Annotated in this window: 22 protein-coding genes; 9 read left to right on the forward strand and 13 right to left on the reverse strand. The window is 69.3% G+C overall.

All coding sequences use genetic code 11. The annotated features are described in order from the left end of the window. Positions 1-11 precede the first annotated feature (11 nt). Both OG555_RS05020 and OG555_RS05025 read left to right on the forward strand, forming a co-directional pair. Complete coding sequence (locus OG555_RS05020; protein WP_329481500.1) at positions 12-1,295, forward strand: ABC transporter substrate-binding protein; 1,284 nt, start codon at positions 12-14, stop codon at positions 1,293-1,295. Then, on the forward strand, positions 1,292-2,203 hold the full coding sequence (locus tag OG555_RS05025; protein ID WP_329481501.1) for a phytanoyl-CoA dioxygenase family protein: 912 nt from the start codon (positions 1,292-1,294) through the stop codon (positions 2,201-2,203). The genes OG555_RS05020 and OG555_RS05025 overlap by 4 nt, the downstream gene beginning before the upstream one ends. Positions 2,204-2,678: 475 nt before the next feature. On the opposite strand, the gene OG555_RS05030 is transcribed toward OG555_RS05025, so the two are convergent. Then, on the reverse strand, positions 2,679-3,590 hold the full coding sequence (locus OG555_RS05030) for an NADP-dependent oxidoreductase (RefSeq protein WP_329481502.1): 912 nt from the start codon (positions 3,588-3,590) through the stop codon (positions 2,679-2,681). Positions 3,591-3,729: 139 nt separating this feature from the next. On the opposite strand from OG555_RS05030, the gene OG555_RS05035 reads away from it, so the two are divergent. Continuing rightward, positions 3,730-4,989, forward strand: coding sequence for a helix-turn-helix transcriptional regulator (locus OG555_RS05035; protein ID WP_329481503.1), 1,260 nt, complete (start codon positions 3,730-3,732; stop codon positions 4,987-4,989). 2 nt (positions 4,990-4,991) lie between these two features. Here the strand turns inward: OG555_RS05035 and metG are convergent, their stop codons facing one another. Together metG and rsmI are read right to left on the reverse strand one after the other, a co-directional pair. Beyond that, on the reverse strand, positions 4,992-6,557 hold the full coding sequence (gene metG / locus OG555_RS05040) for a methionine--tRNA ligase (protein ID WP_329481504.1): 1,566 nt from the start codon (positions 6,555-6,557) through the stop codon (positions 4,992-4,994). Positions 6,558-6,586: 29 nt separating this feature from the next. Beyond that, on the reverse strand, positions 6,587-7,429 hold the full coding sequence (rsmI, locus tag OG555_RS05045; protein WP_329481505.1) for a 16S rRNA (cytidine(1402)-2'-O)-methyltransferase: 843 nt from the start codon (positions 7,427-7,429) through the stop codon (positions 6,587-6,589). Positions 7,430-7,625: 196 nt separating this feature from the next. Between rsmI and OG555_RS05050 the strand changes: the two genes are divergently transcribed. Then, positions 7,626-9,176, forward strand: a complete 1,551-nt coding sequence (locus OG555_RS05050; protein WP_329484769.1) for a dolichyl-phosphate-mannose--protein mannosyltransferase — start codon at positions 7,626-7,628, stop codon at positions 9,174-9,176. A 1-nt stretch (position 9,177) separates the two neighbouring features. On the opposite strand, the gene OG555_RS05055 is transcribed toward OG555_RS05050, so the two are convergent. From OG555_RS05055 to OG555_RS05100, 10 genes are all read right to left on the reverse strand, one after another. Continuing rightward, the gene (locus OG555_RS05055; RefSeq protein WP_329481506.1) at positions 9,178-9,633 is read right to left on the reverse strand and encodes a GNAT family N-acetyltransferase; all 456 of its coding nucleotides are present in this window, start codon (positions 9,631-9,633) and stop codon (positions 9,178-9,180) included. Between the two features lie 28 nt (positions 9,634-9,661). Further along, entirely contained in the window at positions 9,662-10,336 is a 675-nt protein-coding gene (locus OG555_RS05060) for a DUF1707 SHOCT-like domain-containing protein (protein WP_329481507.1), read from the reverse strand. A gap of 307 nt (positions 10,337-10,643) precedes the next feature. Continuing rightward, positions 10,644-11,471 (reverse strand): Rossmann-like domain-containing protein, encoded by an 828-nt coding sequence (locus OG555_RS05065; protein WP_329481508.1) that lies wholly within the window; start codon positions 11,469-11,471, stop codon positions 10,644-10,646. Positions 11,472-11,534: 63 nt separating this feature from the next. Further along, the gene (locus OG555_RS05070) at positions 11,535-12,581 is read right to left on the reverse strand and encodes a pyridoxal-phosphate dependent enzyme (RefSeq protein WP_329481509.1); all 1,047 of its coding nucleotides are present in this window, start codon (positions 12,579-12,581) and stop codon (positions 11,535-11,537) included. 28 nt (positions 12,582-12,609) lie between these two features. Then, entirely contained in the window at positions 12,610-12,891 is a 282-nt protein-coding gene (locus OG555_RS05075; RefSeq protein WP_329481510.1) for a hypothetical protein, read from the reverse strand. Positions 12,892-13,073: 182 nt separating this feature from the next. After that, entirely contained in the window at positions 13,074-13,559 is a 486-nt protein-coding gene (locus OG555_RS05080) for a MarR family winged helix-turn-helix transcriptional regulator (protein ID WP_329481511.1), read from the reverse strand. A 46-nt stretch (positions 13,560-13,605) separates the two neighbouring features. Continuing rightward, positions 13,606-14,709: a CopD family protein gene (locus OG555_RS05085; RefSeq protein ID WP_329481512.1), complete on the reverse strand. Its 1,104-nt coding sequence runs from the start codon at positions 14,707-14,709 to the stop codon at positions 13,606-13,608. Then, positions 14,706-15,218, reverse strand: a complete 513-nt coding sequence (locus tag OG555_RS05090) for a copper resistance CopC family protein (RefSeq protein WP_329481513.1) — start codon at positions 15,216-15,218, stop codon at positions 14,706-14,708. The genes OG555_RS05085 and OG555_RS05090 overlap by 4 nt, the downstream gene beginning before the upstream one ends. 2 nt (positions 15,219-15,220) lie before the next feature. Beyond that, on the reverse strand, positions 15,221-15,952 hold the full coding sequence (locus OG555_RS05095) for a YcnI family copper-binding membrane protein (protein ID WP_329481514.1): 732 nt from the start codon (positions 15,950-15,952) through the stop codon (positions 15,221-15,223). Positions 15,953-15,996: 44 nt separating this feature from the next. After that, positions 15,997-16,536, reverse strand: coding sequence for a hypothetical protein (locus tag OG555_RS05100; RefSeq protein WP_329481515.1), 540 nt, complete (start codon positions 16,534-16,536; stop codon positions 15,997-15,999). Positions 16,537-16,703: 167 nt separating this feature from the next. Between OG555_RS05100 and OG555_RS05105 the strand changes: the two genes are divergently transcribed. From OG555_RS05105 to OG555_RS05125, 5 genes are read left to right on the forward strand one after another with little or no spacing between them, the layout of a single operon-like run. Then, complete coding sequence (locus OG555_RS05105; protein ID WP_329481516.1) at positions 16,704-17,225, forward strand: SigE family RNA polymerase sigma factor; 522 nt, start codon at positions 16,704-16,706, stop codon at positions 17,223-17,225. After that, positions 17,222-17,923: a hypothetical protein gene (locus OG555_RS05110; RefSeq protein WP_329481517.1), complete on the forward strand. Its 702-nt coding sequence runs from the start codon at positions 17,222-17,224 to the stop codon at positions 17,921-17,923. The genes OG555_RS05105 and OG555_RS05110 overlap by 4 nt, the downstream gene beginning before the upstream one ends. A gap of 25 nt (positions 17,924-17,948) precedes the next feature. After that, a complete protein-coding gene (locus OG555_RS05115; RefSeq protein ID WP_329481518.1) occupies positions 17,949-18,785 on the forward strand; it encodes an ROK family protein in 837 nt (278 codons plus the stop codon). Between the two features lie 31 nt (positions 18,786-18,816). Then, entirely contained in the window at positions 18,817-19,491 is a 675-nt protein-coding gene (locus OG555_RS05120; RefSeq protein ID WP_329481519.1) for a pentapeptide repeat-containing protein, read from the forward strand. Positions 19,492-19,542: 51 nt separating this feature from the next. After that, on the forward strand, positions 19,543-21,759 hold the full coding sequence (locus tag OG555_RS05125) for an NADP-dependent isocitrate dehydrogenase (RefSeq protein WP_329481520.1): 2,217 nt from the start codon (positions 19,543-19,545) through the stop codon (positions 21,757-21,759). The last annotated feature ends 45 nt before the right edge of the window (positions 21,760-21,804 follow it).

The following is a 21,804-nucleotide window of genomic DNA, read 5'->3' on the forward strand; positions in this document are numbered from 1 at the left end:
CGGAGGATCTGATGTCTCGAAAGCTTTCCCGGCGGACATTCCTGATCGGTGCCGGCAGTGTGCTCGCGCTGGCCGGCTGCGGTTCGACCGACGGCGCGAGCGGTGGCGGTGGCAGTGGCAAGGTCGAGCTCGTGTACCGGCTGTGGGACGAGCAGCAGGAGGTCGGCTACAAGACGGTGTTCGCCGCGTTCACCGCCGAGAACCCCGACATCACCGTCCGGATGGAGATCCTGCCGTACGACCAGTACTGGACCAAGCTGACCACCGAGCTGGCCGGCGGCAAGGCGCCGGACGTGTTCTGGCTGACGGTCGACAGCTTCCCCGACCTGGCCGGCAAGGGCGTGCTCGCACCCCTGGACGATCTGATCGCGAAGGCCGGGCTGAAGCTCGACTCGTACCATCCGAACGTCGTCCAGTCGTACAAGTTCGAGGACAAGCAACTGGGGATGCCGAAGGACCTCGGCATCGTCGGCCTGCTGTACAACAAGACGCTGTTCGCCAAAGCCGGGGTGACGATGCCGGACAAGCTCACCTGGGCTCCGGACGGCTCCGGGACCTTCGAGGAACTCGCGCGCAAGCTGACTGTCGGCAGCAAGCAATGGGGGTTCTGCTCCTGGAACCACAGCCAGACCCAGTGGCTGAACTGGATCGCGTCCAACGGCGGTCACGCGATGGACAAGCCGTACGGGACCTTCGACTTCGCCGGACCGAAATCGGTCGAGGCGCTGCAGTGGGCCCGCGACCTGATCTTCCAGTGGCACCTCTCCCCCGACGGCACCCGGACCAATCCGCCGACGGGTCAGGCGACCGAGATGTTCTACCGCGGCGAGGTGGCGATGTTCCCGGCCAACAACGCGCTGCTGCCGTTCGCACTGCCGGAGGTGAAGTTCCCGATCGGCGTCGCGGCGATGCCCGCCGGGCCGTCGGGCCGGACGGTCGTGATCAACGGGCTCGCGGAGGGGATGTTCGCCAAGACCAAGCACCCGGACCAGGCCGGCAAGCTGGTCGCGTTCCTCGGCTCGGAGAAGGCGCAGAAGCTGATGGGCGACGCGGGCTACATCATCCCGGCCCTGAACAACGCCGGCGCGGGCTACACGGCGTACTGGAAGAAGAAGGGCATCGACGTCCAGCCGTTCCTCGACTCGGCCGCCTCCAGCACGGTGAACATGCCGATCGCCGAGGGCTGGACGGGGAAGGTCGCCGACATCAACAAGACCGTGAACGACCTCTACCTGGACAAGACCGACGTCGCCGCCATCGCCGCAGCGATGGACAAGATCGGAAACGACAAGTGAAGGATCTGACCGACTCATCCGGCGCACTCAGCGATGCGGCGGTGCTGCGGGGGCGGCTGGCTGAGGATGGCTATCTGTTCTTTCGTGGGCTGCTGCCGGGCGACGTGATCGGCGACGTACGCGATCAGCTCGCCCGGATCCTGCACGACAGCAACTGGCTCGCGCCTGGCACCACCGCCGTCGACTTGATCGCGTCGGAGCGGGCCGTGGAGGAAGGATCGCCCGGGTTCTTCGGTGCGTACACCGCCATCCAGGGCACGCAGGCGTTCCACCAGTTGGCCGTGCGTCCCGAGCTACTGACTCTGGCGGCGCGGCTGCTGGGCGAGGAGGCGTTCGCGCATCCGGCGCATATCTGCCGGATCGCGCCGCCGTCGCCCGGGGCCAACCCGACCCCGATCCATCAGGACTACCGATTCATCCAGGGCTGCATCGACACCTTGACGACCTGGCTGCCACTCAGTGCGGCGCCGCCGGAGATCGGTGGGCTTCGTGTGTTCGCCGGCTCGCCGCGGCTCGGCGTACTGCCGGTCAGGGCGTCCGACGGGCCTGGGATGATGCGGGCCGAGGCGGACGAGAACCATCCGGAGTGGCGGACGACGTCGTACCAGCCGGGTGACGTGCTGCTGTTCGGGAGCCTCACTGTGCACGGCGCGATGCCCAACCGGACGAAGCAGCTGCGGTTGTCGGCCGACTTCCGGTACCAGGCCGTCAGCGCGCCGATGGCCCGCGACCTCCTCGGCACCGGCAAGCCGCACTACCACCCGGACGTCCCCGACTTCCCGACCCTCACCCGCGGCTGGACCTCGACGGCCTCCGTCGAGATCCCGCCCGGGGTGAACTTCGTCGACCGCTGGGACCCGCGAGTGGCCGACGTACCCACACCGTCCTCGCGGTTCGCCTACGGCTAGTGCGCTGCTGAACAGCAGTGTCATCTCGACGCAGGTAGCGGTACCGGCGGCCGGCGGCCGACGGAACGGCGTTGGCGCCCTGAAGCCCCCGTCCACGCATCCAACGAGCAGAGGTTCGCGGGTGTCGGATACCTGGATACGGCGGCCAGTCGTGGGGACCTGAGACAGGCTGTGGTGGGTCGCGACCTGATATTTCCTGTCTCGGCCCACCAGTGGGTGTCTGAACCCACGACGGCCGGTTCATTCGGTCCGGATGCCGGGACCTGCTGTCTCACCAGATGACGGACCTCCAGGCCGATGCCGTACCGATGGGCGGGTAGTAGTCGAAGCCACCCACCAACCCTGACCCGAGCCCCACGTGAACCACCCCGACCATGCCGAAGGCGACCGACTACTACCCGCCCGTCGGTACACCTCCTCCCCGGCGTCGTGAGCGGTCGTCCCGGTTACCTACCGAACGTTGCTTGGCGCGGCACTAGGGGAGTACGACGACCTTGCCGCGGGCGTGGCCGGATTCGCTGAGTTCTTGGGCTTTGGCGGCGTCGGCCAGGGCGAAGGTCTGGGCGATGCGGACCTGGAGATTACCGGCGGCGGCGGCCTGCAGCTGGTTGGTCAGGCCGGCGGCGATCTCCTCCGGGGTTCCGCTTGACCCCATGGAGGCCGCGACCCCGAGTTCCTGGGCGGCGAAGTCGGCGATCGTGATGATGCGGTCGGTGTCGCCGCGGAGTTCGATCGACTCCTTCAGGCCGCCCTGACCGGCGGTGTCGAACACCGCGTCGATGCCCTGCGGCGCGACCTCGCGGATCCGGTCGACCAGGCCCTCGCCGTACGCGACCGGGATCACGCCGAGCGAGCGCAGGAAGTCGTGGTTGGCGGGCGACGCCGTACCGATGACTGTGGCGCCCGTGGTCTTGGCGAGCTGGGCCGCGATCGAGCCGACCGCGCCGGCGGCGCCGTGCAGGAGCAGGGTCTCGCCGTCCTTCAGCTGCAGCTCGTCCAGGACACGCTGCGCCGTCTCACCCGCGACGGGCAGCCCGACCGCCTGCTCCCAGCTCACGCCGGATGGCTTGCGTACGACGTTGCCGACCAGCGCGTGCTCGGCGTACGACCCGGTCGTGGACCAGCCGACGACCTCGTCACCGACGGCGAACTCCGAGCCTTCACCGACCTCGTCCACCACCCCGGCGACCTCCAGCCCCGGCGTGGCCGGGAACGTCACGTCGATGAACCCCTTGGTCCAGCCGCGGCGGACCTTGAAGTCGATCGGGTTCACCCCGGCCGCGCGAACCCGGACCCGGGTCTGTCCGGGGCCGGCGTGCGGCTCGGTCACATCCTCGGTCCGCAGCACCTCGGGACCGCCGAACTCCTCGAAAACCACCGCTCGCATGCTGCGCCTCCATCGATTGGTTGATGCTTCAATCAAGCTTCGCGGGTGTCCGGGCATTCCCGACTGGCCGAACGGATGGTTGTCCACCGTCCGAAAGACGGGCTCGGGTGGACGCATCAACCGCCGTACCCTGAACGACATGGCAGACGAGGTGCTGGCGGCCGCGGCGCAGATCATCGACGGGCCTACCGATGAGCTGTTGGTCCGGCTCTCGGCCGCGACCGCCGAGCTGATCCCGCATCGTGCCGTTGCCCAGCTCGCCTCCCAGTGCGCATCCACCCCGATCACGACCCACGGCGAGCCCGTGCTGGCCAAGGCGATCACCGGCGCCGACCTGGCCGGCCTGCTCGGCACCGTGACCGCGGGTCACCCGTGGCAGGGCGTCGTACCGATCGCCGGCGCGCCCCACCCTGTCCTGGCCGTCGCCAGCGACCGGGCGCCGCGGGGATCAGTGGTCGTCTTCATCCGGTCCGACGAGACGCCGACGGACGCCGCCGCCACGCTCCAGCCGTTGTGGGACCTGATCACCGCGCACATGTACCAGCTGACCCTCGAACGCGAGCCCAGCGCGCTGGCGCAGAACCGGGCCGTGGCCAAGGCCCGCGCCGACCTCGCCGCCGAGCTCGGTGAGGCCCACGCGGCCACGCTCGCCACGCTTCTCGGCGTACTGCGGAACCAGCGGGTCGACGCTGATTCGGCCCGCTCGACGGCCGTGGAGCTCGCCCTGAACGGCCTGGCCGACCTGCGCACCGACACCCAGCGGGACCGGGTGTGGAGCGGCGAGGAACCGGCCGGCAAGGCGTTCGAGCGACTCGCCGACTCGCTCCGCGCCCTGCTCCGGCACGGGCCGGTCGACCTCGAACTGGATGCCCCCAGCAACGATCGGCTGATCCCGGCCGGGGTCGCCCACCGCGCCCGCGTCGCCGTCCGGTCCGTGGTCCTCGCGATGCTCACCCAGGAACGCGTACGGCGGATCCGCGTCGGCTGGCGGTGCACCGGGACGGATCTCCAGGCCACTGTCCGCGACGACGGCCCCGGCCGGCTGGAGGACGTGCTGGACCTGGGCCAACTGGCCGAGCGCCTCCGCCTGCACGAGGACGACCTGGATCTCGACGCCGTCCCCGGCTGGGGGCTGACCGCCCGGATCACCCTGCACGCGCACGAAACCGCGCAGGCCCAGACGATCACCTCGGACCCACTGGCCGCGCTGGGCACCCGCGAGCTCGAGGTCCTCGAACGCCTCTCCCAGGGTCAGCGCAACCGCTCGATCGCCGACGAGCTGCACATCAGCGAGTCGACGGTGAAGTTCCACGTGGCGAACATCCTGACGAAGCTCGCCGTGACCAGCCGGACCCAGGCCGCCGCGCTCTACCACGCGACGGCCGCGATCCAGGTCTAGGTCTAGGCCTCTTCGAGCCGCGGGAACAGCGCGGAGCCCTTGGTCAGCGTGGCGCCGGCCGGGAGCTGGCCCCACGTGCCGGCGTCCTGGACCCGCTGGTCCTTCAGCGAACCGAGCTTCTCCTCGGCGCCCAGCACGGTCCAGAGCTTCGCGGACGTCTTCGGCATCGTCGGGTTGTGCAGTACGGCGACCGCTCGCAGCGCCTCCGCCGCGCTGTAGAGGATCGTGGCCAGGCGGGCCTGCTGGGTCTCGTCCTTCGCCACCTTCCACGGCTCCTGCTCGGTGACGTACCCGTTGACCGCGCCGACCAGGTCGTTGATGGCGGCCAGCGCGTCCTGGAAGGCGAGCGTGTCGATCGCCTTGTCCGCGATCGCCACCGTCTGGGCGAGCTTGTCGGCGAGCGCCTGCTCGGCCGGTCCGTGGTCGGTCGGCTCCGGCAGCGCGCCGTCGAAGTACTTGCCGACCATCGCCGCGATCCGGCTGGCCAGGTTGCCCAGGCCGTTGGCGAGTTCGGAGGTGTAGACCGCGCTGAGGTGCTCCCAGGAGAACGAGCCGTCCGACCCGAACTGGATCGTCCGCAGGAAGTAGTACCGGAACGCGTCCGAGCCGAAGTGGTCGGTGATCTCGTGCGGCGCGATCGCGGTCAGCTTCGACTTGCTCATCTTCTCGCCGCCGACCAGCAGCCAGCCGTGCGCGAAGACCTGCCGCGGTACGGCGACCTCCGCGGCCATCAGCATGGCCGGCCAGATCACTGCGTGGAACCGGAGGATGTCCTTGCCGACCAGGTGCACGTCGACCGGCCACAGCTCCTCGAACCGCTCCGGGTCGGTGCCGTAGCCCGCGGCCGTCACGTAGTTCAGCAGCGCGTCGATCCAGACGTAGAGGACGTGGTCCTCGTCCCACGGCACCGGGATGCCCCAGTCGAAGGTCGAGCGGGTGATCGACAGGTCCTGCAGGCCCTGCTTGACGAACGCGACCACCTCGTTGCGGGCGCTGGCCGGGGCCACGAAGTCGGGCTGCGACTCGTACAGTTCCAGCAGCTTGTCGGCGTACGCCGAGAGCCGGAAGAAGTAGTTGGTCTCCGATACCGTCTCCAGCTCGGTGCCGTGGATCATGCACCGCTGGGTGCCGTCGGAGTCGGTGCGGATGTCGGCGGGGAGCTTGAACTCCTCGCAGCCGACGCAGTACAGGCCCTCGTACTCGCCCTTGTAGACGTCGCCCTTGTCGTACAGCGTCTGCCAGAACTCACGGACCCGCTCGGTGTGCCGCTGCTCGGTGGTCCGGATGAAGTCGTCGTACGCGATGTCGACGTCGACCCAGGCCGGCTTCCAGGCCTCCTCGACCAGCTTGTCCGTCCACGCCTGCGGGGACATGCCCTGCGCCTCGGCGCTGCGCATCACCTTCTCGCCGTGCTCGTCGGTACCGGTCAGGTACCACTTGCGCTCGCCGCGCTGGGCGTGCCAACGGGTCAGGACGTCCCCGGCCACCGTCGTGTAGGCGCTGCCGATGTGCGGCGGGGCCGTGACGTAGTAGATCGGGGTGGTGACGTAATAGGCCTTCTCGGACATGCCTTAAAGGGTAGTGCCGGACGCCAGTGCTATTTACCGGGGTCTCGGGCCGCCAGTACGGCGTCGTACACGGTCCGTTTCGGGACGTTGAAGCGCTTGGCGACGTCGGCGATGGCCTGTTTACGCGGCGTGCCCGCCTCCTCGTCGGTGGCGACCTCGGCGGCCAGGTCCTCCGGGGTGAGGATCTTGTGCGGGTCCGCACCGGCCACCACGACGGTGATCTCCCCGCGTACGCCGTCCTTGGACCAGGTCACCAGGTCGGCGACGGGCCCGCGTTTGACCTCCTCGTACGTCTTGGTGAGCTCGCGGCAGACCGCCGTACGACGGTCTGCACCGAAGGCCTCCGCCATCGCCTCGAGAGACGCGGTGAGCCGGTGTGGCGCCTCGAAGAACACCATCGTCCGCGGCTCGTCCGCCAGCTCGCCCAGCCGCCGCGCCCGCTCCCCCGGCTTCCGCGGCAGGAACCCCTCGAACGTGAACCGATCCACCGGCAGCCCGCTCAGCGCCAGCGCGGTCAGTACGGCGGACGGCCCCGGAACCGCCGTGATGTCGACCCCGGCCTCGATCGCCGCGGCCACCAGCCGATACCCGGGATCCGAAACACTCGGCATCCCCGCATCCGTCACCACGACCACGGTCTGCCCGGACGTCAGCGCCTCGAGCAGCTCCGGAGTCCGCTCCCGCTCGTTCCCCTCGAAGTAGCTGACCACCCGCCCACCGACCGCGATCCCCAGCTCGGAAGTCAGCCGCCGCAACCGCCGGGTGTCCTCCGCGGCCACCACATCAGCCTCCGCCAGCACCCTCCCCAACCGCGCCGAAGCATCCCCCACGTCCCCAATAGGAGTCCCCGCCAACACCAATCGCCCGGTCACCAGGCCATCATCCCAGCCGCCCGGAACCCACGCGGGGAGGCGGTGGTACCGGGGCGTCCGTACCATGGCGGGCGTGGCTGCTGTGATCGAGGACGGGACTGCGCGGCGGAGTGACGCTGCCGACGGGCTGGAGACGCTCGGGCGGGACGTGCTCGGGAGACGGCTGCCGCCGTTGAAGGACCGGTTGTACCCGCCGATGCCGAAGGACGTCGACGGCGGCTGGATCGCGACGCTGGCGATCACCGCGATGGCGGCGATCCTGCGGTTCTGGAACCTGGGCAACCCGGTGAAGTTCGTCTTCGACGAGACGTACTACGCCAAGGACGCGTTCAGCCTGCTCAAGTTCGGCTACGCCCGGCAGTTCATCGACCAGCCGGAAGGCGCCGCCGACAAGGCGATCCTGAGCGGCAATCTGGACGTCTTCAAGGCCACCCCGAGCCTGACCGTGCACCCCGAGGTCGGCAAGTGGATGATCGCCGCCGGTGAGCAGCTGTTCGGGATGAACACGTTCGGCTGGCGGTTCATGCCGGCCCTGTTCGGCACCCTGACCGTGCTGCTGGTGATCCGGACGGTACGCCGGATGGCGCGGTCGACCCTGATCGGCGCCATCGCGGGCCTGCTGCTCGCCGTAGACGGCCTGCACTTCGTGATGTCCCGGGTCGCTCTGCTCGACATCTTCCTGGCGTTCTGGATCGTCGCCGCGGTCTCCTGCCTGATCGCCGACCGGGACTGGACCCGCCGCCGGCACGCCGACACCCTCGACACCCCGGTTCCCGACGGCGAGCGCCGTACCGTCGGCCGCTGGCTGCTGTTCCGCCCGTGGCGGATCCTGGCCGGGATCTGCTTCGGTCTCGCCTGCGGGACCAAGTGGTCCGCGATCTGGGTGCTGGCCGGCTTCGGCATCCTGGTCTTCGCCTGGGACTTCGGTGCCCGGCGTGCGCTCGGCGTCCGGTTCGCGTTCGTGAAGTCGGTGCTGGTCGACGGCATCCCGGCGTTCTTCAGCATCGTGCTGGTCGCGCTCGTCACCTACCTCGCGACCTGGACCGGCTGGCTGCTGCACGACAACGCCTACGACCACGACTACGCGTCCAAGAATCCGGCGCACGGGGTGATGAAGGTCGTCCCCGACGACTTCCGCTCACTCCTGCACTACCACCAGGAAGTGCTCGCCTTCCACACCGGCGACTACATCAAGCACGCCACCCACCCCTACCAGTCGAACCCGGCCGGCTGGCCGATCATCGCCCGCCCGATCGGGTTCGACGCGGTCAACGACATCAAGGCCGGTACGCCGGGCTGCAACCCGCCGGCCGGGACGAACTGCCTGTCGGTGATCTCCGCCCTCGGGACCCCGATCCTCTGGTGGGGCGGCGCCCTCGCGCTGATCGCGGCCCTCGTGCTGTGGATCGGCTCGCGCGACTGGAGATTCGGCGTACCGATCGTCGGCTTCATCACCTGCTGGGTGCCGTGGTTCGCGTTCGACGACAGACCGATCTTCTTCTTCTACGCCGTGACGATGATCCCGTTCACGGTGATGGCGCTGGCGCTCGTGCTCGGCAAGATCCTCGGACCGGCCAGAGCCGCGCTGGGTACGGCGACGCCACGAAGACTCATCGGCAGTGCGGTGGTGGGCGCGTTCGTCGTACTCGTCGTGCTGAACTTCGCCTACATCTGGCCGATCCTGACCGACAAGGTCCTCCCACACCCCGACTGGCTCAGCCGAATGTGGTTCAAGTCCTGGATCTGAGTCACCGGGACGCGTAGTCGATCCTCGCGAACGGCCAGAACGTGGCCAGCCAGGTGCTGACGGATTCGTACAGAGCCACGTCCAACTCGGCCCGGTCGGCGCGGACCCACGATCGAACATCGGTGAGGTGTTCGTCGTTGCGGGACGGATAGATGTACACGCAACCGATCACGTCGTCGGTGCCGGCCTCGAGCACGGTGTAGGTGAATCCTCGGCGCTGGGCGAAATCGGCCGCGTGACGCTGCAGGTCGGCCAGGTTCGCGTCCGTGCTCATGCCGTCGACCGGCGGCCAGCTGCCCTGGAAGCCCGGGGTCGCGCGAATGTGGCCGATGCTGTTGGTCCACGCGGCGTAATCGGCGGCATTGTGCTCCGGGCCGAGTGGCTCCAGCCGGAACCGCGGCGTGATCAGCTCAGTGGGGACGACGAAGTCGGAGGGGACGAACGGCTGGCCGGTCATGGTCGAAGGCTATCCACCGCACCCGAATTCAATGCCCCAGGTGGCCGCGGCCCTTGTCCTTCTTCTTGTAGCGCTTGGCGGATGACTGGCCGCCGACGCCGCCGAAGAGGGCGAGGCCCTTCACCACGACGGTGGGTGCGTTCGGGTCCGGGTCCTCGCTGCCGCGGGCCGCGAATCCGCCGAAGATGCCGACGCCCTCGTTGCGGACGCTGACGCCCTCGGGGACGGTGATGTCGATCCCGCCGAACACCGCGAACGCCCAGATCGTCACCTCGCGGCCCTCGAACACCGCGTCGGTCATGTCCAGGTCGTGGCCGCCGAAGACCGCGACCGCGTTGGTCCGGCGCTTGACCCGCCAGCGGCCCTTCCGCTCACCGCCGCCGAAGATCGCCAGCATCGTGTCGAAGCTCTCCGCCGGGTTCGCCGGCTCCTCGATCGGCACCCGGCCGTTCGACGCGACCGGCACCGGCACCGCGGCCGACACCGGCGCGGCCTGACCGGGGAGGAGGAGGTCGCGGGTGATCGGCTCGAGTTCGCCCAGGGTCTTCGCCTGCAGCGTCAGCTCGAGCCGGTCGGCATGCTCGTCCTGTGACAACCGCCCCGACATCAGGGCATCCCGCAGTACGTCGACGACCTGGTCGCGATCGATGTCGGACGCGCGGAGATGCGCGTGCGGATGCGGGCGGTCGGGCAGGTTCTCCATAAGACTGAACGATATATCGACCAAGGCTCGGTGAGGACCCTGATAAAGCCCGGATCAAGCCCTGAGCGGAGGTCTTGAGCCAGACACTCGCAGGGTGCCCGAGGCGGCGTGCCGGGGTCGGCGGATCGGGAGCCTGGACGGGAAGCCGGGGGCGTGAACAGGCAATAACCTGTCCCAGCCCACCACTTCCTGTCCCAGGCCCCCGCCCGTTGCACCAGGCGCGCCGACCCGAACCGGCGGTCTGGTCACCCTGTCGCCGGTTGGCTTCGGACTCGTACGACTATCGCCGGGTTCTGAGTGCGGCTGCTCACAGATCCGTCCTGGAGTGGTAGCGGTACAGGCTCGTCGGGCGGGAGCTGAATTGGGAGAAGGGGAAGGGTTCGGCGGAGAGGGCGCTGACGCCGGAGCCGAGGAAGGCGCGGGCGACGGCGCTGCCGGTCTGAGCATAGATGGCGAGAGGCTTCTTTTGCTGACGGCAACGATCTAGGAGAACGTCGAAAGTTCCGTTGGACAAGGTCATTCCGGTGGCGACGACGGCGTCGGCGGAGTCGACCACCGCTGTCATGTCGCGCGAGACCAGGAGGCCGGAGGCGGTCTGCAGGAGGTTGAAGTCACACGGCAGGCAGATCCCGCCGCGCGCCGTGATCGCGTCGACGAGCGGGTTCACCACGCCGATCAGCGCGACTTTGGTGCCCTCGGCAACATCCAGGAGTCCGGCGACCGCCGCATCACGGGCCCGGGCGCGGATGTCCGGCGTACCGGCGGGAAGGACGACCTCCTCGGCGTCGGGCGACACGTGGTGCGGCTCGACCGAGGCCAGGTAGGCGTCGAGCGCCGCGATCCGCACCGGTGGGGGGTCGTCGGAACGCAGTACGTCGGCGAGCGTGCGGCCGGACGTGTCGGCGCAGTACGACGGGTCGAGCTCGCCGGCCTCGAAGGAGCAGGCGCCGAAGACCTCGCCGACCCGCAGGAGGACGTAGTAGTTGCGGTAGGTCACGTCGGCACCCGGCAGGCGCGTGGTGTGGTGGAGCCAGAAGGCGCTGGTGACGGCGAACGTGGATGGATCGGGTCCGACGGAGCCCGAGAGGACGGCGGCGACCAAGTCGTCGACGGAAGAGATTGCGGGTGCGGTCATGGCAGATCGGCCAGCCTTTCGGGGTCGTGCAGCAGGGCGGACAAACCCGTCACGGACGTCCGCCTAATGCGACGGGGTTGCAGATGGAAACTCCTCGCGGCGGACCCAGGCCGACTCCCGCCGGTCCCACGACATCGCCGACCACGGCACCGCCAGCTCGTCCAGCGAGTCGATCTCGCGCGGCTGCATCGACGCCATCGGCCGCGCCTCGGCATGCCGGGCGAACGCGGACTCGACGTACCGCGTCCCGGTGTCGGCGGCGAGAAACACATGCTTCCGGCTGCTGTCGCAGTTGTGCTCCCAGAGCGCGGACAGGTACGCCGCTCCCGCCGAGAGCCCGGCGAAGACACCGGACGTCCGCAGCAGGTCGACCGCGGCCGACATCGCATAGTCGAACGAGACCCAGTGCAGCCGGTCGTACAACTCGTGCCGGACATTGCGGAACTCGATCGAGCTGCCGATCCCCGCGATGATCATCTCCGGATCCTGCGTGTGCCCGGCCCCGAACGTGATGCTCCCGAACGGTTGCACGCCGACCAGGTTCACGTCCCGCCCGCGCTCCCGAAGGTACGCCGCGATCGCGCCGGTCGACGCTCCGGTCCCGACCCCGCCGACCAGACACAGCGGCCCGGCCGGCACCACTTCGGCCACGAGTTCGGCGATCGCGCCGTACCCGAGGTAGTGGATGTCGTCGTGATACTGCTGCATCCAGTGGTACGTCGGGTTGTCGCGAAGGATCTCGCCGATCCGGCGGACCCGGAGGTTCTGGTCGAGTTGCAGGTTGTTCGACGAAGGCACCTGTTCGACGGTCGCGCCGAGGATCTCGAGCTGGATCTTCAACGTCCGGTCGACGGTGGTGGAGCCGACGATGTGGCACTTCATCCCGTACCGGTGACAGGCAAGAGCGAGCGCGTGCGCATAAATGCCGCTCGAACTGTCGATCAGCGTGTCCCCCGGCCGGACCGTGCCGGTCTCCAGGAGATGGCGTACGGCGCCGAGCGCGGAGTACACCTTCATCGTCTCGAACCGCAAGCAGATCAGGTCGTCGCCGACCCGGATCGGATCCGGATCCTTGATCGCCTCCGCCAGGTGGTCGTGCAGTCGCGTCATCGGCGCGGTTCGCTCCTTGTGTCGGGGGTCAGCACGGGCGGAGATTGTGGGTGATCGGTGTGGGCGGCCGTGGCCGCGGGCCGCTGACAGGTTCATTGCCTGAAGCAACGGTCATCCGGCGGCAGTGGTTCCCGCCAGCGCGAAGCTTCGGCGCGATCGGGAGTACGTCGGGCCCGCCGGACGCGATCACCTGACCGACCGACAGCACCACGACCCGAGTCGCGAGCGCTCGCACCAGCTCCAGGTCATGACTCGGCAACAAGATCCCCAGCCCACTCGCCGCACGCTCCCGCAGCTCGTGCACAGACATCCCGCACATCCTCACCTTAGTGAAAACGATTGTCGAATTCAGCGCGCATCCGAACGAGACGACATCATTCTTTCGGCGCCGCTCTCCGGCTGCTCTGCGTGACGGCGTGTCACCCAACGCTTGCCTCCGGGCACGAGGAGTCACCGCTGCGGCGCGGGAGGTCAGGAAGGGGTCAGGACCGACTATTCGTCGCAGTCCGGGGTCGCGCAGGCATCGGCCGGGATGTTGGTCGCGATGCGGTCGAGGAGACCGGCAAGCTGGGTCTGCTCCGCCTCAGTCAGGTGGTCGAAGAAGTAGCCGCGGACCGCGGCGACGTGGTCCGGCGCGGCGGCGTCGATCGCCTTCCAACCGAGCTCGGTGAGGCGGACCATCGAGCCGCGGGCGTCCGACGCGCACTCCTCGCGGCAGACCAGCCCGCGCTTCTCCATCCGGCTGACCTGGTGGGACAGCCGGCTCCGCTCCCAGCCGACCGACTTGCCCAGGTCGCGAGTACGCAGGACGCCGTCCTCCGCCTCCGACAGCGGGTGCAGCAGCGCATAGTCGGCGCCGGACAGCCCGGAGTTGCCGATCAGCCGCGCCTCCAGGGCACGCATCAGCTCGCGATACGTGTCGCGGTACGACTGCCACAGCCGCGCCTCACGCGTATCGAGCCACTGCGCATCCACCATTCAGCCAGTGTACGGGGATCTGTTGACATGTCACCGAGTACGCGGGTCACGGTGTGCGCGAAAGGGCAACGGCCAGTCCGATCGTCGCGGCCATGATCAGCAACTCGACCACGGCCAGCCGCCGGAAGGCCACCGGATCCCCGGCCTCCAGTCGCGGGAGCGTCGTCCGCCGATGCCACCAGCCGGCCGCGACCAGGAGGGCGAACGCGACCGCCTTGGCGAACACGAGGGCGCCGTACCCGGTGGTCACCCACTGCGTGATCAGCGCCCAGCCTTCGTCGCGGCCGCCGAGGTGGATCTCCGCGGTCAGCAGCCCGGTGATCCCCATCGTCACCGCACACACCAGGGCGAGTCCGCTGAACAACTCGACTCCCTGACGCGAGCGGGCATACCGCAGTACGGCGGCCAGTCCGCCGACCCATGCCGTTGCCGCGAAGACGTGCACCACCAGCGACGAGGTCGCGAGCACCGACCAGACGTTGGTGCGGTCGAGCGCGCCGTGGCCGGTCAGCAGCGGCCCGACCAGCGCGGCCGCTGTGAGTACAGCGGCGAACAGGGCGCCGCGCAGCGTCCGGCAGCCGCTGAGTACGACAGCCAGGATCGCGGTGAGTACGACGGCGACCGCCAGGGCTCTGACTTGGGTGAGCTGGCCGGCGATGGACGCGTGCTCGGCGAGATGTGCGAGCGGGATGCCGAGGATCACCGCGGCCGTGGTGACGAGCCCGCCGATGCTCGCGACCGCCCAGATACCCGCGGCGAGCGCGGCGTCCTGGCAGGCGCGCAAGGCCTTCGCGCCGAGCCTCCCGTCGGTTGCCGGGAGGAAGAGTACGACGGCCAGCAGCGCGCCGCCCGTGGCGACCGCGGCCGCGTCCGCGACGAAGCGCAGGACCGGAACCGACCAGGACAAAGGCATTCCGGCACCGAGCAGTCCGGCCGGCAACGGTTTCGGAGCCCCGCCCGCGGCGAGTAGGGCAACCACCATCACCACGATGCCAACAGCAACCATCCCGGCCGCCACCATCCAGCCACCGCTGGGCGCCAAGCCCGCACCGCCCTCCCGCGCACCGGCCTCCCGCGCACCGGCCGCCGGGCCAGGCCCGGCCGCTCCCTCGGTGGGTGCCGGGCCAGGCCCGGCCGATTCCTCGGTCATGGGGAGGCTGGGCGGCGGCGGACGATGACTACGGCCAAGGCGATGACGACCAGCATGACCAGGCACATCGCGACGATGGTGACCGTGTTCGAGTTGCCGGACTGCTGTGCGGCCGGCGGGGCGCCGGGGTCGGTGGCGGGGTGACCGGCGTGGGTGACGGTGAAGGATCCGGTCACGGTGATCGGGTGGCCGTCGTCCGACACGATGCGGGCGTCGACCTGGTACCGGCCGGCCTCCACCATCGCACCGACCGGCTGGGTCACCGTGTTGTCGATCACCTGGACGTCGCCGCTGGCCACGTTCTTGCCGGTGGGCGACTTCACCTGCACCTGGGTGCCGTTGCTGCCGACCGGCTCGCTGAAGGTCAGCACGACCTTCGTCGGCGGCGCGGCCATCGTGGAACCGTCGGCAGGTGTCATCGACTCGAGTTTGGCGTGCGCCGCCGCCACTCCGGTGGAAACCACCAGAGCGAGCAGCGACGCCACCAGGACAGCGATCAATCGGCGCACGATTACGACTGTGCCTTTCCGGAGTCCGGCGTACCAGCCTCGCCCGAGGCGGCAACCGGAGCAACCTTGCGCGGCCGCAAGCCGAAGGCGAGACCGAGCAGGCCCACCAGCAGGCCGGCGCCAGCGAGCCAGCGAGCCAACGGGTCGGAGGAATCCTTCGCGTCCGAGGAGGTGGTCGCAGCGACCGGAGTGATAGCCGCGGCCAGTTTCAGCGTCGGCGCCGGGTGCTCCGGTTCGTCGGCGCCGTCCTTGGCGACGTCGGCCCACTTGGCGACCTCGCCGTCACTGTAGGTCTGGTCGGTCGGGAAGCTCAGCGCGTCCACACCTTCGGGGATCTTGCCGACCGACAGCGCGAACTCGTCGAAGTCGTTCGGCGGGATGCCGCCGGCCGTGGCGGTCCAGGTGATCGTGGTGATCGCCTGGGTCAGCGTGACGTCGCCGACCTTGACCGGCGCGGCCAGCTTCTCGGTCTTCTTCTCGACCTTCCACCCGTCCTTCACCTGCGCGCCGACGTGCGCGAACGGGAGGTCCTTGGGCAGCGAGACGACGAGCTTGGTGGTGCTGGTGTTGCCGGACTCGGTCGGCACGCGGAAGATCAGCTTCGCGTACCCGCCAGGCTTGGCGTCCGGCGACGACAGCGTGACGTGGGCCGACGCCGACGAGGCGGCACCGACGAGGACGAGTGCGGACGCCGCGACGATCGCGCCGGCCCGCAGGACGAATCTCTTGGGCATGAGAGAACCTTTCAGGGGCGTACGAGTAACCCGGCCGAAGCCGGTCAGCGAACTGGAATCACTCGTACGACGGGAGGTCCACGCCGGCAGACGTTCGAGGTGAGCCACGCACCGACGAGCCGTGGCGGTGACGTGCGCGCGAGCACTGCGGAGGCGATCCGCGGCACCACGTGCACAACCGGCAACCGCGGCAGGAAGCGGTCGAAGACCCGCAGAACCCGGTGAACCCATCGGTGGGCCCGGCTGATCGCCAGTACGCCGGCAAGCAGGACGCTCAGGTGAGCCGCGCTCATGAACAGACTGCCGCCAACCCCGCGTGGCATCGCCATCGCGTGATCCATCGGCCCGTGCGCGGCGTCCAGGGTCACATGGACGAAGAGCTGCACGCCGGCCAGGACGAGGACCGTCAGCAACCGTTCGCCGGCGAGATACTCGCCGAGCAGCCAGCACACTCCGGCCAGCGCGGCGAGCGGCACCAGTACCCCGAGCGGAACCGTCCCGCCGCCGACGAGCGCGTGACCGACCACCGCGAGCACGACGCTCAGCGCCGCGACCACGGACGTCGTACTGCTCTCGACCGGCATGACTATCCCCTCGTTCCAGTCACTCTACGGTCAGCGCCGCCCGCAGGTTCCCTCAGTAAGTGACCCGTACGGCGTCGACCATGAGTTGAGGCACGAAAAGGTGCCGTACCGATGCAACCGATCGGCTCGCCATCACGTTGGATCGACATGACTGGGGAAGGAAGCGGGTGAAGGACGAGACCGAGAGGGACTACATCGACTTCGTCACCCACCAGGCGAACGCTCTGTGCCGGACCGCTTACCTGCTGTGCGGGGACTGGCGGCGGGCCGAGGACGCGACCCAGGAGGCCCTGATCCGGCTGTACCGGGTCTGGGGCCGGATCCAGCGCAAGGGCGCGGTCGCCGCGTACGCCCGCAAGGTGGTGGTGTCGACCACCCTGGACGCGCTCCGCCGCAAGTCCAGCCAGGAACTCGTCGGCGGCGACGAGTACTTCACCGCCGAGGCCGACCCGGCCGATCCGCTCGGCGTCCTGGAGAACCGGCTCGTCATCACCCAGGCTCTGGCCGAACTCCCGCCCCGCCAGCGCGCCTGCGTCGTACTGCGCTATTTCGACGAGCTGTCCGTGGACGAGACGGCCGCCGCGCTCAACTGCCGCCCCGGGACGGTCAAGAGCCAGACCCTGCGGGCCCTCGACAAGCTCCGCACCCACCCCGCGCTCGCCGAACTCACGCTGGGGGTCCTGAAATGACGCGCGAGCTGAAGACTCTGATGGACCGCGCGACCGACCGGTCCGAGACATTCACTCCCGATCCGGCGACGCTGATCGCGGCCGGCCGCCGTCAGGTCCGGAAGCGCCGAATCACGGGGTCGCTGGCTGCCCTCGCCGCGGTCGTGGTTCTGGCGGCAGGTGCGGCGGTCACGGTCGATCTGCAGGAGCCGCGCAGCGTTGCGCCGGCGACCCAGGACCGCCGGCCGACACCATCCGTCGGGTCCGTCGAACTGTGCACCGCGTCGAACGGCGCGGTGCTCGGGACCGAACCCTGGGCGTGGCCGGAGGTCGTCTCGATCTCGGACCAGTACGGGTCCGCCAGCATCCGGCGCGAGCCCACGGCGACCCGCTACCGCTACACCGCGCGCTACGCCTTCTGCATCACTCAGCTGAGGAACGCACCGACGGTGCCGCTCGGAGGCCGCGGCGGCGTCCTGGTCCGCAAGTCCCCCATCGACGCCGTGAGCAGTGTGACCACCGTCTTCGGCCGCGCCTACGGCACGGACGTCAAGGTCCTCGTCCGAACCGGCGACGGGAAGATCGGTGCGGCGGTCGTCAAGTCGGAGTTCTATGTCTACCGGCACATCGACGCCGGGCCGTGGCCCGCGACGAAACCGATCGTCGTCGCCCAGACCTTCGACGCGCGCGGCACGCTCACCGCCGTTGTCAGGTGGTGACCACCGGGTCGTGGATGATGACCTGATGGACGTAGCGGTACTGGAGGTCGGGGGCAGCCACGTGACCGCGGCGGTGGTGTCGCCGGCTGGATGGAACGTGACCGTGGTCGACCGGGCGAAGCTCGAGTCGCAGCAGCCGGCCGAGGCGGTGGCCGGGCAACTCGCCGCGGCGGCCCGGAAGTTGCCACTGGCAAGCGGTCTGGCGGTGGCGTTGCCCGGGCCGTTCGACTTCGCCACCGGCGTGGCCTGGTATCGCGGCCAGGACAAGTTCGACCAGCTGTACGGGTTCAACCTGGGCGAGAGCCTGCGCGCCGAGCTCGCGCTCGACCGGCTGATGTTCATGAACGACGCGGAGGCCTTCGCGGTCGGCGAGTGGACCGCCGGCGAGGTCCGCGGCGTCGAACGCTGCGTCGGCGTCACCATCGGCACCGGAATCGGTACGGCGTTCCTCGCCGACGGCCGCGTGGTCCGCGACGGCGAGACCGTGCCGCCAGGCGGTGAGCTCTACAAGACGTCGTACGACGGGAGACCGCTGGAGGACTCGATTTCCGGCCGGGCGATCCTGCGCGAGTACGCGACCAGAACCGGCACGGACGAGCCTGGCGTCAAAGAGATCGCCGATCGGGCCAGGGCCGGTGACACCGTCGCTCACGAGGTCCTGCTGACCACCTTCGGCGTACTGGCCGCCGCTCTCGGGCCGTGGCTGGAGCGCTTCGGCGTGACGAAGACGGTCCTGGGTGGCTCGATCTCCGGCGCCTTCGACCTGGTCGCGACAGCCTTCGACTCCCCTGTCTCCGCCACGAAGGACACCGAGCACTCGGCCCTCATCGGGGCGGCCGCCCACTACCTTCGCTCCCAGTGAACTGTCGGAGGCTCTCGTTACGGTCAGTCGCATGAAGATCGCAGCACCACGGCTCAGGGCTCACCTCGATCCCGCGTCGCCGGATCCGGACGACATCGACGACGAGACCCGGTTGCTCGACCTCTCGCTGGAGGACGTGGATCTCAGCGATCTGGAGGCCGAGCACCTCGAGCTGAGCGGCTGCCGGCTGACCCGCTGCAAGCTGGCGGGTTCGGATCTGGACAAGCTGATCCTGGTCGACACCGAGCTGACCCAATGCGACCTCGCGAACGCACGCTGGGCCGACGCGGCGGTGACCCGGGTGGCGATCACGTCGTCCCGGCTGACCGGGTTCGCCGGTCCGGGGATGAGCCTGCAGCACGCCACGATCCGGGACAGCGTGCTCGACTTCGGCTCGTTCCGGTTCACCAGGTTCCTCAAGGTGGAGTTCGCCGACTGCCGGCTGCAGAACGCGGACTTCGTCTCCGCCGACCTGTCCGGCACGGTCTTCCGCGGCTGCGACTTCACCGGGGCGGAGTTCTCCCAGGTCAAGGCGACCGGCGCCGTCTTCGTCGACTGCACCTGGGACGCCGCCCGCGGCCTCACCTCACTGACCGGCGCGACCGTCGCCGCCTCCTCCCCGATCGACACCCTGACCTTCACCAGCGCGGTCACCACCGCGGCCGGGATCACCCTCGCTCACCCCGACGAGCTCGACGGAGCGTGAGCCTGCCCACGTGGCGGCGGGGGCGGCCGGAACGCCCATTAGGGTGGGGCTGTGACTGACTCGACGATCATCTACACCCACACCGACGAGGCTCCGGCGCTGGCCACGTACTCGTTCCTCCCCGTGATCCAGGCGTACGCCGGTCAGGCCGGTGTCGGGGTGGAGACCCGGGACATCTCACTGGCCGGCCGGATCATCGCGCTCTTCCCGGACTACCTGACCGAGGACCAGCGGATCGCGGACGCGCTGACCGAGCTCGGCGAGCTGGCCAAGACGCCCGAGGCGAACATCATCAAGCTGCCGAACGTCTCGGCCTCGATCCCGCAACTGAAGGCCGCGGTCGCGGAGCTGCAGGCCCAGGGTTACGCGCTGCCGGACTACCCGGACGAGCCGAAGACCGACGAGGAGCGGGAGATCCAGTCCCGCTACGACAAGGTCAAGGGCTCCGCGGTGAACCCGGTGCTGCGCGAGGGCAACTCGGACCGCCGCGCCCCCGCCTCGGTGAAGAAATACGCGAAGACCCACCCGCACCGGATGGGCGCCTGGTCGGCCGACTCGAAGACCAACGTCGCCACCATGGGCCAGAACGACTTCCGCACGACCGAGACGTCGGCTGTGATCGAGTCCGCCGGCTCGCTGCGGATCGAGCTGGCCGCCGCGGACGGCACCACCGCCGTGCTGCGCGAGTCGATCCCGGTGCTGGCCGGTGAGGTCGTCGACGCCTCCGTCATGCACGTCGCCGCGCTGCGCGAGTTCCTGACCGCTCAGATCGCCCGCGCGAAGGCCGAGGACGTGCTGTTCTCGGTGCACCTGAAGGCCACCATGATGAAGGTCTCCGACCCGATCGTGTTCGGCCACGTGGTGCGCGTCTTCTTCCCGAAGACCTTCGAGCAGTACGGCCAGACCCTCGCGAAGGCGGGCCTGTCCCCGAACGACGGACTGGGCGCGATCCTGAACGGCCTGTCCGCGCTCCCGGAGGGCGACGCGATCAAGGCGTCGTTCGACGCCGAGCTGGCCGACGGACCGGCGCTGGCGATGGTCGACTCGGACAAGGGCATCACCAACCTGCACGTGCCGTCCGACATCATCGTCGACGCATCGATGCCGGCCATGATCCGTACGTCTGGCCACATGTGGGGACCCGACGGCGCCGAGCACGACACTCTCGCTGTGCTGCCGGACAGCAGCTACGCGGGGATCTACCAGGTCGTCCTGGACGACTGCCGTGCCCACGGCGCCTTCGACCCGGCCACCATGGGCTCGGTGCCGAACGTCGGCCTGATGGCGCAGAAGGCCGAGGAGTACGGCTCGCACGACAAGACCTTCGAGATCGCGGTCGCCGGCACGGTGCGCCTGGTCGACACGGCGGGCACCGTCGTACTGGAGCAGGCTGTCGAGCCCGGTGACATCTTCCGTGCCTGCCAGACCAAGGACGACCCGATCCGCGACTGGGTGAAGCTGGCCGTCACCCGGGCCCGGGCGACCGGTGACCCGGCGGTGTTCTGGCTGGACGAGACCCGGGCGCACGATGCTCAGATCATCGCGAAGGTCAAGAAGTACCTGCAGGAGCACGACACCGAGGGCCTGGACATCCGGATCCTCGCGCCGGTGGACGCGATCAAGCTGTCGCTGGAGCGGATCCGCCGCGGTGAGAACACCATCTCGGTGACCGGCAACGTCCTGCGTGACTACCTGACCGACCTGTTCCCGATCCTCGAGCTCGGCACCAGCGCGAAGATGCTGTCGGTCGTCCCGCTGATGGCCGGCGGCGGCCTGTTCGAGACCGGCGCGGGCGGCTCGGCGCCGAAGCACGTGCAACAGCTGGTCAAGGAGAACTACCTGCGCTGGGACAGCCTGGGCGAGTTCTTCGCGCTGGCCGCGAGCTTCGAGCACCTGGCCCAGGCGACCGGCAACGCGCGGGCCCAGGTCCTCGCCGACACGCTCGACCGGGCGACCGCGACGTTCCTCAACGAGGACAAGTCGCCGACCCGTCGCGTCGGCGGGATCGACAACCGGGGCAGCCACTTCTACCTGTCGCTGTACTGGGCCCAGGAGCTGGCCAGGCAGACAGACGACGCCGAACTCGCGAAGGCCTTCGCCCCGCTCGCCGAGACCCTCGCGACGAACGAGCAGACCATCATCGACGAGCTGCTCGCCGTCCAGGGCAGCCCGGTCGACCTCGGCGGCTACTACCAGCCCGACCCGGCCAAGGCCGCCGCCGTCATGCGCCCGTCCAAGACCTGGAACGACGCACTCGCGTCCATCTGACCGAGGCGGGCCGAAGCGCCCGGTGACCCGCACGGGTCACCGGGC

Origin of the sequence: Kribbella sp. NBC_01484, assembly GCF_036227145.1 — a bacterium.
GTDB lineage: Bacteria > Actinomycetota > Actinomycetes > Propionibacteriales > Kribbellaceae > Kribbella.

Bases quoted from the DNA above. Each gene is read 5' to 3' on its own strand.
- OG555_RS05020 (WP_329481500.1), top strand. From the start codon at position 12: ATGTCTCGAAAGCTTTCCCGGCGGACATTCCTGATCGGTGCCGGCAGT.
- OG555_RS05030 (WP_329481502.1), bottom strand. From the start codon at position 3,590: ATGCGAGCGGTGGTTTTCGAGGAGTTCGGCGGTCCCGAGGTGCTGCGG.
- OG555_RS05035 (WP_329481503.1), top strand. From the start codon at position 3,730: ATGGCAGACGAGGTGCTGGCGGCCGCGGCGCAGATCATCGACGGGCCT.
- metG (WP_329481504.1), bottom strand. From the start codon at position 6,557: ATGTCCGAGAAGGCCTATTACGTCACCACCCCGATCTACTACGTCACG.
- OG555_RS05050 (WP_329484769.1), top strand. From the start codon at position 7,626: ATGCCGAAGGACGTCGACGGCGGCTGGATCGCGACGCTGGCGATCACC.
- OG555_RS05055 (WP_329481506.1), bottom strand. From the start codon at position 9,633: ATGACCGGCCAGCCGTTCGTCCCCTCCGACTTCGTCGTCCCCACTGAG.
- OG555_RS05060 (WP_329481507.1), bottom strand. From the start codon at position 10,336: ATGGAGAACCTGCCCGACCGCCCGCATCCGCACGCGCATCTCCGCGCG.
- OG555_RS05065 (WP_329481508.1), bottom strand. From the start codon at position 11,471: ATGACCGCACCCGCAATCTCTTCCGTCGACGACTTGGTCGCCGCCGTC.
- OG555_RS05070 (WP_329481509.1), bottom strand. From the start codon at position 12,581: ATGACGCGACTGCACGACCACCTGGCGGAGGCGATCAAGGATCCGGAT.
- OG555_RS05075 (WP_329481510.1), bottom strand. From the start codon at position 12,891: ATGTCTGTGCACGAGCTGCGGGAGCGTGCGGCGAGTGGGCTGGGGATC.
- OG555_RS05080 (WP_329481511.1), bottom strand. From the start codon at position 13,559: ATGGTGGATGCGCAGTGGCTCGATACGCGTGAGGCGCGGCTGTGGCAG.
- OG555_RS05085 (WP_329481512.1), bottom strand. From the start codon at position 14,709: ATGACCGAGGAATCGGCCGGGCCTGGCCCGGCACCCACCGAGGGAGCG.
- OG555_RS05095 (WP_329481514.1), bottom strand. From the start codon at position 15,952: ATGCCCAAGAGATTCGTCCTGCGGGCCGGCGCGATCGTCGCGGCGTCC.
- OG555_RS05100 (WP_329481515.1), bottom strand. From the start codon at position 16,536: ATGCCGGTCGAGAGCAGTACGACGTCCGTGGTCGCGGCGCTGAGCGTC.
- OG555_RS05110 (WP_329481517.1), top strand. From the start codon at position 17,222: ATGACGCGCGAGCTGAAGACTCTGATGGACCGCGCGACCGACCGGTCC.
- OG555_RS05115 (WP_329481518.1), top strand. From the start codon at position 17,949: ATGGACGTAGCGGTACTGGAGGTCGGGGGCAGCCACGTGACCGCGGCG.
- OG555_RS05120 (WP_329481519.1), top strand. From the start codon at position 18,817: ATGAAGATCGCAGCACCACGGCTCAGGGCTCACCTCGATCCCGCGTCG.